Origin of the sequence: Flavobacterium sp. UW10123 (genome assembly GCF_040538975.1) — a bacterium.
Lineage (GTDB): Bacteria > Bacteroidota > Bacteroidia > Flavobacteriales > Flavobacteriaceae > Flavobacterium.
Genome location: NZ_JBEWQE010000004.1, coordinates 300,661 through 310,332, shown reverse-complemented (window position 1 = coordinate 310,332; position 9,672 = coordinate 300,661). Strand labels below are relative to the sequence as shown.

Annotated in this window: 12 protein-coding genes and 1 tRNA gene; 8 read left to right on the top strand and 5 right to left on the bottom strand. The window is 32.8% G+C overall.

Annotated features, from left to right (window positions below; genetic code table 11):
* Both ABXT06_RS07170 and ABXT06_RS07165 read left to right on the top strand, forming a co-directional pair.
* Positions 1-86, top strand: a tRNA-Leu gene (locus tag ABXT06_RS07170).
* 131 nt (positions 87-217) lie between these two features.
* Positions 218-601 carry a DUF1508 domain-containing protein gene (locus tag ABXT06_RS07165; protein ID WP_223709538.1) on the top strand — a complete coding sequence of 128 codons (384 nt, stop codon included), beginning with the start codon at positions 218-220 and terminating at the stop codon, positions 599-601.
* A gap of 139 nt (positions 602-740) precedes the next feature.
* On the opposite strand, the gene ABXT06_RS07160 is transcribed toward ABXT06_RS07165, so the two are convergent.
* Entirely contained in the window at positions 741-956 is a 216-nt protein-coding gene (locus tag ABXT06_RS07160; RefSeq protein ID WP_008467260.1) for a PG1828 family lipoprotein, read from the bottom strand.
* A 317-nt stretch (positions 957-1,273) separates the two neighbouring features.
* Entirely contained in the window at positions 1,274-2,503 is a 1,230-nt protein-coding gene (locus tag ABXT06_RS07155) for a 3-deoxy-D-manno-octulosonic acid transferase (RefSeq protein WP_354590114.1), read from the bottom strand.
* 135 nt (positions 2,504-2,638) lie between these two features.
* Here ABXT06_RS07155 and ABXT06_RS07150 point away from each other — a divergent pair, with 135 nt between their 5' ends.
* The 5 genes from ABXT06_RS07150 (at position 2,639) to ABXT06_RS07130 (ending at position 6,244) form a co-directional block, all read left to right on the top strand.
* Positions 2,639-3,772, top strand: coding sequence for a DegT/DnrJ/EryC1/StrS family aminotransferase (locus ABXT06_RS07150; RefSeq protein ID WP_354590113.1), 1,134 nt, complete (start codon positions 2,639-2,641; stop codon positions 3,770-3,772).
* Between the two features lie 41 nt (positions 3,773-3,813).
* Positions 3,814-4,830, top strand: coding sequence for a UDP-glucose 4-epimerase GalE (gene galE / locus ABXT06_RS07145; RefSeq protein WP_354590112.1), 1,017 nt, complete (start codon positions 3,814-3,816; stop codon positions 4,828-4,830).
* A 79-nt stretch (positions 4,831-4,909) separates the two neighbouring features.
* The gene (locus ABXT06_RS07140; protein ID WP_354590111.1) at positions 4,910-5,815 is read left to right on the top strand and encodes a DMT family transporter; all 906 of its coding nucleotides are present in this window, start codon (positions 4,910-4,912) and stop codon (positions 5,813-5,815) included.
* Between the two features lie 52 nt (positions 5,816-5,867).
* Positions 5,868-6,062: a hypothetical protein gene (locus ABXT06_RS07135; RefSeq protein WP_354590110.1), complete on the top strand. Its 195-nt coding sequence runs from the start codon at positions 5,868-5,870 to the stop codon at positions 6,060-6,062.
* Positions 6,050-6,244, top strand: a complete 195-nt coding sequence (locus ABXT06_RS07130) for a hypothetical protein (protein WP_354590109.1) — start codon at positions 6,050-6,052, stop codon at positions 6,242-6,244. The genes ABXT06_RS07135 and ABXT06_RS07130 overlap by 13 nt, the downstream gene beginning before the upstream one ends.
* A 214-nt stretch (positions 6,245-6,458) precedes the next feature.
* Here the strand turns inward: ABXT06_RS07130 and fabD are convergent, their stop codons facing one another.
* Together fabD and ABXT06_RS07120 are read right to left on the bottom strand one after the other, a co-directional pair.
* A complete protein-coding gene (gene fabD / locus ABXT06_RS07125) occupies positions 6,459-7,331 on the bottom strand; it encodes an ACP S-malonyltransferase (RefSeq protein ID WP_354590108.1) in 873 nt (290 codons plus the stop codon).
* A gap of 70 nt (positions 7,332-7,401) precedes the next feature.
* Positions 7,402-7,764: a DUF983 domain-containing protein gene (locus ABXT06_RS07120; protein WP_354590107.1), complete on the bottom strand. Its 363-nt coding sequence runs from the start codon at positions 7,762-7,764 to the stop codon at positions 7,402-7,404.
* A 131-nt stretch (positions 7,765-7,895) separates the two neighbouring features.
* On the opposite strand from ABXT06_RS07120, the gene ABXT06_RS07115 reads away from it, so the two are divergent.
* Positions 7,896-8,759: a helix-turn-helix domain-containing protein gene (locus tag ABXT06_RS07115; protein ID WP_354590106.1), complete on the top strand. Its 864-nt coding sequence runs from the start codon at positions 7,896-7,898 to the stop codon at positions 8,757-8,759.
* A gap of 252 nt (positions 8,760-9,011) precedes the next feature.
* Here the strand turns inward: ABXT06_RS07115 and ABXT06_RS07110 are convergent, their stop codons facing one another.
* Positions 9,012-9,545: a YceI family protein gene (locus ABXT06_RS07110; protein WP_201998478.1), complete on the bottom strand. Its 534-nt coding sequence runs from the start codon at positions 9,543-9,545 to the stop codon at positions 9,012-9,014.
* Between the last annotated feature and the right edge of the window lie 127 nt (positions 9,546-9,672).

Sequence of the window (9,672 nt, the reverse complement as noted above, 5' to 3'; positions counted from 1 at the left end):
GCTCGGATGGTGAAATTGGTAGACACGCTGGACTTAAAATCCAGTGAACAGCAATGTTCGTGCGGGTTCAAGTCCCGCTCTGAGTACTAAAGCCTCTTCTTTTGAAGAGGCTTTTTTTATTTGCAGACTTGCAAAGAATGGATTTACGAAGTAAATTTATTAGAATCTCAGAATCTCAGAAATCTAAAATCAACAATCTAAAATCTAAAATTAATAAATGGGTGCTTTTGTAATTAGCAAGCGATTTAATGATGAGTATAAGTTTACATTTACATCTCGAAAGGGGAAGGTGATTTTTACAAGTTTAAGTTATGAATTGAGGTTTGAGTGTGAAGAGGATATTGAGAAGTTTAAAGCGAATATCGATCTTGCAAAATTTTTGAAATTTAAAGGCTCGGGCGGGAAGTATTTTTTTAAATTGATGTTGGGTGAGGTTCACTTTGCTACGAGTCGAAAATACAGTACGGAATTGCTTTTGCAGAAAGGGATAAAAGAAATTGTAACCTATTCTTCTAGATCGGAGATTTTGGATTTTTCTTCAAGTGAATCGATTTTTGGTGATGAGGAATCTGAGGAAGAATTGGAAGAGGTGGCTGAGTAAAAAAAATATAGATAATAAAAAAAAAAGCGTTCGCAATTGCAAACGCTTTTTTTTATTGTTTGTGGATTAAAGGAAAAATTAATCACAAAAAAAACCATCTAAAAAGATGGTTTTAAAATCGTTAGAACTTAGGTTCTAATTATTTTTTTACTTCTTCTACTTTAGCAGCAGCAGAATCAACTTTAGCAGCAGCAGAATCAACAGTTGCAGCAGCAGAATCAACAACAGCAGCAGCTGAATCAACAGCAACAGCAGTAGAATCTACAGCAGGAGCTTCAGCAGCAGCGTCAGCTTTTTTACAAGATACAACAGTTAATACAGCAACAACAGCTAAACTTAAAAATACTTTTTTCATCTTACTTTATTATAAAAGGTTAATTATTAATTCGTGGCAAAGATATAAATTTTTTAATATGTAAAATATTTTTTCACTTTTTTTTTAAAATATTTTCCTTGCTCACGTTTATCTTATTTATCAAAGAATATGCCAAAATTATAAATTTTTCTTAAATTATCTAATTTCTAGTCTAAATATTTTTTCATTGAATAATCTCTATGAAAATCAGTTGTTTAGTTTCTCTGATTTAGAGTTTATTCTGTTTTTTAAGAGTATTTAGCTAGAATAGTTTTTATTTATTTCTTCAAATTTAACATCTTTATGAAGTCAAAAAGTTAGGAGATGAGTTTTATGATCGTTTCAGTGGCTCCTTTGTTGTTTTGGATAAATGATCTGCAGATTTCACTTTTTTCAGCCAAAAAGTTTTTGTCGTTCAATAATTGATCAAAAATTTCTTTAAGTTCCATACTTGTTGAAATTGGTATGCAACCGCCAATGTTCACTAAATCAATTGCTTCTGCGAAATTAGAATAATTAGGTCCAATTACGATCGGGATTCCGAACGTAGCAGGTTCTAATATATTGTGTATTCCAGGATTTCCGAATCCGCCCCCAACATACGCTATCGTTCCGTAACTGTAAATTTTAGTAAGGATTCCAATAGTATCAATTATAAAGACATTATAGGTTGATAGATCTTTATTTTCTTTTTCTGAGAATAAAACGGTCGGTTTTGTAATTTTTGATAGGAGATCTGAAATTTGATCGGGCTTAATATTATGTGGCGCAATAATGAATTTTACATTCTCAGGCGCCTGATTTATGTATTCAGCAATTAAAACGTCATCTTTTGGCCATGAACTTCCAATAACTATCGTAGGCTGGTTGTTTTTAAAATTCTCAACATAATCCAGTTGGTTGTCTCTTTCTAAAATAGCATTTACACGGTCAAAGCGAGTGTCACCGGAAACAATTACATTTTTAAAGCCTAGACTTTCTACTTTTTGTTTCGATTTTTCGTTTTGAACAAAGAAATAAGTAAAAGCATTTAGCGCTTTTCTATAGAAACCGCCATACCATTTAAAAAACATCTGATTGTCTCTAAAAATTCCCGAAATCAGATAAGTCGGCGTTTTGCTTTTTTCTAATTCCTTTAAATAGTTTAGCCAAAATTCGTATTTGATAAAAAAAGCAAATTCAGGATGAACTAGTTTCAAAAATCTTTTGGCGTTGCTTTTAGAATCAAGCGGTAAATAAATTGTCACATCAGCAACTGTGTTATTTTTACGCACTTCGTATCCAGATGGCGAAAAAAAGGATACAATTATCTTATGCTCAGGATATTTTTCTTTAATTTTTTCGATTACAGGAAGTCCTTGTTCATATTCGCCTAGTGAAGCCGAATGAAACCAAATAGTTTTATCATCTGCTTTGATTTTCTCGTTCAAAATTGAAAACACATTTTTTCGGCCTTCAACAAAAAGCTTAATTTTCGGACTAAATAACGCTATGATTTTTAAGAAAAACCCTGCAAGATATATGGCTAGATTGTATAAAAAAAGCATGTAATTTTTTTTGCAGCTAAATTACATTTCTTTCGACTATTTTCATTGGTTTGAACCTATTAATAACTATTTTTGTTCCTTCTTTTAGAGATTTCTGTTAAAAAAGAGTCTTTAATTTTTAAATATTATTCGAAAATGAAAAAAATACAAATGGTTGACTTAAAAAGTCAATACGAGAAAATAAAATCTACTGTAGATGCTTCAATTCAAGAAGTTTTAGATACAAATACTTACATCAACGGACCTTTAGTTCATCAGTTTCAAAAGAATCTTGAGGATTATTTGGGCGCAAAACATGTTATTCCTTGTGCAAATGGAACAGATGCGTTGCAGATTGCAATGATGGGATTGGATTTGAAACCGGGTGATGAGGTAATTACAGCCGATTTTACTTTTGCTGCAACTGTTGAGGTTATTGCATTATTGCAATTAACTCCAGTTTTAGTTGATGTTGATTTGCACAATATGAACATCGATATTGATGCGGTAAAAAAAGCAATTACTCCAAAAACAAAAGCGATTGTTCCAGTTCATTTATTTGGACGCGCTGCGAACATGGATGCGATTATGGAAATTGCTAAAGAACATAATCTATATGTAATTGAAGATAATGCGCAAGCAATTGGAGCTGATTATATTTCAAAATCTGGTTCAAAAGTAAAAGTGGGTACAATTGGTCACGTTGCAGCAACTTCATTCTTCCCTTCTAAAAATTTAGGTTGTTATGGAGACGGAGGAGCGATTTTTACAAATGACGATAAATTGGCGCACATCATCCGAGGAATTGTAAATCACGGAATGTATGAGCGTTATCACCACGATGTTGTGGGGGTAAATTCACGTTTAGATAGTATTCAGGCTGGAGTTTTAAATGCAAAACTGCCTCTTTTAGATGAATATAATAAAGCTCGTCGTTTGGCGGCAACTAAATATAATGCAGCTTTCGCTGGAAATGCAAAAATTGTAACTCCAGATTTTGATGCAAGCGAAAATGATCACGTTTTCCATCAATATATATTGAGAATTTTAGATGCAGATAGAAATGCTTTAATGCAGCATTTATTGGATAAAGGAATTCCATGTGCGATTTATTATCCAATCCCATTGCATTCTCAAAAAGCATATTTAGATTCGCGTTACAAAGAGGAGCAATTTCCAGTTACAAACCAATTAGTGCAAGAAGTTATTGCTTTGCCAATGCATACTGAACTTGACGACGAACAAATTAAATTTATCACCGATTCTGTTTTAGAATTTTTGAATAAATAAAGCTTTAAACTAAAATAACCACTAGAAAAAACAACCAACAAATGAAAGTATTAGTAACAGGAGGATTAGGATTTATTGGTTCTCACACCGTAGTCGAATTGCAAAATGAAGGCTTCGAAGTTGTGATAATTGATAATCTTTCAAACTCTTCAGAAGATGTTTTAAAAGGAATTACAACCATTACAGGAAAAACGCCTTTGTTCGAAAAAATTGATTTAAGAGAAAAAAGCGACGTTCGGGATTTCTTTAAAAAGCATAATGACGTTACTGGTGTGATTCATTTTGCGGCTTCAAAAGCTGTTGGTGAAAGTGTTGAACAGCCATTGTTGTATTATGAAAACAACATTAGCAGTTTAGTTTATCTTTTGCAGGAATTACAGCAAAAACCTGAAGCAAGTTTTATTTTCAGTTCTTCATGTACGGTTTACGGCCAAGCCGAAAAAATGCCTATTACAGAAGATGCACCTGTTCAAACAGCTATGTCTCCTTATGGAAACACAAAACAAATTGGTGAAGAAATTATTACAGATACAGCTAAAGTTACCAATATCAGCGCTATTTTATTACGCTACTTTAATCCAGTAGGAGCACATGAATCTGTTGAAATTGGAGAATTGCCATTAGGAGTTCCGCAAAATTTAGTTCCATTTATTACACAAACAGGAGTAGGATTGCGTCAGGAATTATCGGTTTTCGGAAATGATTACCCAACGCTAGACGGAACTGCTGTTCGCGATTATATTCACGTTGTTGATTTGGCAAAAGCTCACGTAATTGCTTTGCAACGTTTGTTGAATAAAAAGAATTTAGCAAAAGTGGAGACTTTCAATTTAGGAACTGGAAAAGGAAGTTCTGTTCTTGAAGTCATTCACAGTTTTGAAAAAGTCAGCGGTAAAAACTTACCTTATAAGATGATGCCTCGTCGCGAAGGTGATATTACTGAAGCTTACGCAAATACAGATAAGGCAAATAATGTCTTAGGATGGAAGGCTGAATTAAGTCTGGATGAAGCGATGGCAAGTGCTTGGAAATGGGAACAAAAAGTGAGGAATAAGTAATTTTTAATAAAATTATAAATTTTTAAAATCCCAGATTATAGCAATATAGTTTGGGATTTTTTTTATCGTATTAATTATCATGAAACAAAGTTTAGATTATAAATTAATATTTGCCTTAGCGGCTGTTGGAATTATTTGGGGAACTACCTTTTTAGGAATTAGAGTTGCGGTTGAAACTATTCCGCCTTGGTTTGTAACTTCAATTCGTCAGGGATTAGCGGGATTAATTATGATGACCATTTTATTATTCAAAAAAGAATTAAAATGGATTGGATGGGGAAATTTTAAACAGCAGCTTATTGCTTCGGTTTTAATGCTTGTAATTGCAAATGGTTTTACGACAATTGCAGAGCAGAATATCCCAAGCGGATTAGCATCGGTTATTAATGCACTGACTCCAATCCTTATTTTCTTAGGAAGTATTCTCTTTGGATTGCAAAAAATGAGTTTAAAGGGGTTTGTAGGTGTAATTATTGGATTCTCTGGTGTAGTTTTTATTTTTAAAGATGGACTCGGATCATTTTTAGATGTTAATTACAGAACTGGAATGATATTTATGGGATTTGCAATTTTGGCTTGGGCGGCTGGAACAATTTACACCAAAACGCATGCTAATAAATCGAAAAATATAACGCTCAATTTGTTTTACCAATTTACAATCGCATCTTGTATTCAGTTGGTCTTGGCTTCAATATTCTCACCAAATCCAGATTTTAATTCTTGGAGTTCAAAAAGTATTTTTGCGGCTTTGTATTTATCAATATTCGGATCTGTAATTGCTTTCTTTTGTTATAATTATGCATTAAAACACGTTACAGCTGTTCAGGTTTCTATTTTGTCCTACATCAATACCATAATTGCGGTTTTCTTGGGCTGGTTGCTTTTAGATGAAGTAATTACAGTTGATTTTATTATTGCTACGGCTCTTATTATTCTTGGAGTTTTTATTGTGAATTACAAGAAGAAAGAAAAGCAAACTGTCTAAATTTCTATTCAATTTATTTTGTAAATTTGTAAGAATTAAAAATGTAGGAATAATGAGCTTGGATAAAGAAAATAAAAAGAACAAGGTTGAAGAGCCAAGAGTAGAATACGAAGTTCAAAAACCAAAATTTAAAGGCATAGATCGTGAAACCTTTGATTTTGATGCGGAATTTGCAAAAGGATTAACACCCGAAGAGTTTAAAGCTGAAATGTCTAAACGAATAAAAGCTTATCCTTGGAAAAAATAATTTTCGAAAATACTGTTCTAGAATATTTTGATAATTTAGTTTACACGCTTTTTAAGGAAGCGTATTTTGGTTTTTCTGAATCTGCTCAGAATTATATAGATAAAATAGTTGGTTTTATTATTTCGAGTGTTTCTAGTTTTCCTCATAAGAAAACTCCAAAATCACTTCAATATTTAGGTTGAATTATGTTTTTTATAAATCTAATACAAGAACAACTTGGTATATATTTTTTGAAAAGAGTAATCAAAATTATCTTATTACTGGAATTCTAAATAATTACAACGAAGAAGCAAAGGAACTATAAAATAAATCCTCATAAACCAATTTCAAAGTCTATGAGGATTTTTTATGTATATAGTTTTTTTACTGAAAACTGAGACCGCGACTGAAAACTAATTAAGCATTAGCAACAGCAGCTTCTTTATCAATTTTATTTATCAATCCAGTTAATACTTTTCCAGGACCAACTTCAGTAAACAAAGTAGCGCCGTCAGCGATCATTTGCTGTACAGACTGAGTCCATTTTACAGGAGCAGTCAATTGAATGATCAAGTTCTTTTTAATTTCTGCAGCATCAGAAACAGCATTTGCTGTAACGTTTTGATATACTGGACAGCTTGGAGTAGAGAAAGTAGTCGCTTCAATTGCAGCAGCCAATTCTTCTCTTGCAGGCTCCATCATTGGAGAGTGAAAAGCACCTCCAACAGGTAAAATTAAAGCACGTTTTGCTCCTGCAGCTTTCATAGCTTCACAAGCTTTTTCAACAGCAGTTGTTTCACCAGAAATTACTAATTGTCCAGGACAGTTATAGTTAGCCGCAACTACAACTCCGTCGATAGAAGCACAAACTTCTTCTACAACATTATCGGCTAATCCTAAAACCGCCGCCATTGTAGATGGAGTGATCTCGCAAGCTTTCTGCATTGCTAAAGCACGTTGAGAAACTAATTTTAAACCATCTTCAAAAGATAAAGTTCCGTTAGCCACCAAAGCTGAAAATTCTCCTAATGAATGTCCTGCAACCATTTCCGGTTTGAAATCCTCTAAAGTTTTAGCTAAAATAACTGAGTGTAAAAATACTGCTGGCTGTGTCACTTTAGTCTCTTTTAGTTCTTCGGCAGTGCCTTCAAACATGATATCTGTAATTCTGAAACCTAGAATTTCATTAGCTTTTTCGAATAATTCTTTGGCTAAAGCCGAATTTTCATAAAGGTCTTTACCCATTCCTGTGAATTGCGCGCCCTGACCTGGAAATACGTATGCTTTCATTTGTCTAATTTGTTTTTTATTTTTTTGAATTGAAAATTAGCTTCAATTGAAAGGCAAAAATAATACTTTTTTATTTCGAATAATCCTTAAACATGTAAATCCACGCTAATCGTGAAAATCTCAGGTTAAAAGGAGTAAGTAAAGTGATAGAAACAGCAATGATAGGAAGGATTCTTAGGTCGAAATTTTTCTCAAAGAAAAATTGTGCAATACAGTACGTTGCAATTCCTTGAGCAACAGTTAGTCCGTAGTTTACATACATCGCACCAAAGAAATAACCAGGTTCTTTTTGGAATTTGTAATGGCAGTGACTGCAGTATTCATTCATTTTTGGAAAACTGAAATTAAGAAAGATATTCTTGTCTGTAAAAACTTTTCCTTTATGACAAATAGGACATTCGTTTTTTAAAATATGAGTTAATGCGCTTGACATGATATTGTTGATTTTTGTTTATACAAAGGTAATTTAGAGTCTTATAAAAGTCTTTTTAGTATCTTCGCTTATTGTAGCACAAAAAGGACATTTTTGATTTAAATTTCAAAGAATAAATTCCAAATTCTAAAATGAAAAGATACCCAATTTATAGCGTTCAGAATTTCAGCTGTAATGATATTCATCGTGATTTTTATGTCAATACTTTTACAGAACATCTAAAAAATCACAGTTTTGTTGAGGAACCGCATAGGCATGATTCGTATCTGATGGTCTTTTTTACCAAAGGTTCGGGACTGCATGAGGTCGATTTTGACCAATTTGAAATCAAAAGAGGAAGTCTTTTTGTGCTACAGCCAGGACAAATGCATCATTGGAATTTATCTGAAGATATTGAAGGCTTCGTGATTATCTTTTCTCAAGAATTGTACAATTTGTATTTCGGACAGAAAAAGATCAACGATTACAACTTTTACCATTCCATTCAAAACCGACCTGAAATGGTTTTTGAAGAAAAAGAAATCCCAAAAATCCAACCATATTTTGATTTGCTGATTCAGGAAAATAGCCAAGACAATAAATATCAATTAGACAAATTACTGAATTTGTTGGATTGCATTCATATTGAAGTAGCTAGAAAATATGGAGAAACCTATTCGCATCAAACGCATTCATATAATATCAAAATCAACAAGTTTGAATCGCTTTTAGAAGAATATTTCAGGATCCAAAAACTGCCTTCGTTTTATGCTGAAAAACTAAATATCACATTGAAGCATCTGAATAGAATCTGCAATGAAATTCTTCAAAAAACAGCGACAGAAGTAATTATGGATAGAGTAATCCTAGAAGTCAAAAGAATGTTGATTGATAAACAATTAGCTGTAAATGAAGTCGCATTCAAAGTCGGTTACGAAGATTATTCCTATTTCTCCCGCTTTTTCAAAAAACAGACAGGAATGTCGCCAACAGAATTTCGAAATACAGTGCGATGAGTTTTTTCGCCACGACCCGAGCGATATCGAACGGACGAAGTAATTACACGATTTTTCACAAATTTTTTTCTCTCAAAGCAGATATATTTTTTAGCCACAGATTAAAGGATTAATTGGATTAAAAATCTGTGGAAATCTTTTTAATCTGTGGCAAAAAAAAATAATTCGTGAAAATTCGTGTAATTTGTGGCAAACAAAAAAGCCCTGCAAAATGCAGAGCTTTCAATCAACCAATATAAATCTAAAACCCGATTAGGCTTGTTTTACAAATTGTAATTCAATGTTCAAACGAACTTCTTCTCCTACTAAAACGCCACCTGTTTCAAGAGCTGAGTTCCAATTTAAACCCCAATCTTTACGATTAATTTTTCCTTCTATGCTTAAACCTACTTTTGTATTTCCCCAAGGATCAGTCATGATTCCGCTAAACTCAACTGGGAATTTTACTGTTTTAGAAACACCTTTAATGTCTAAATCTCCAGTTAATTCAAATTCACCATCATTAATTTTTTTGAAAGCAGAAGATTTGAAAGTTAATTTTGGATGATTTTCAGCGTCAAAGAAATCACCGCTTCTTAAATGTCCGTCACGATCTGCATTTGCAGTGTCGACAGAAGCGATATCAGCAGAAAAACTGAAATCTGCATTATCAAAACTTTCTCCTTCTGTGATTGCAGAAGCATCATAAGTTCCAAATTTTCCTGATACATTAGTAAACATCATGTGTTTAACTTTAAAACCAATTTCTGAGTGAGTTGGGTCAATTGACCATTTTGTAGTTGCCATAATTTTATTTTTTAAATAATTAATTTATTTGTTTCATTTTGATAGGACAAAGTTACGGTGACAGTTGTCCTAGAGCACTTAACCTAGATTAAGAAATAAAAAAAGTGATTTTTTTTGCCACTGCCCA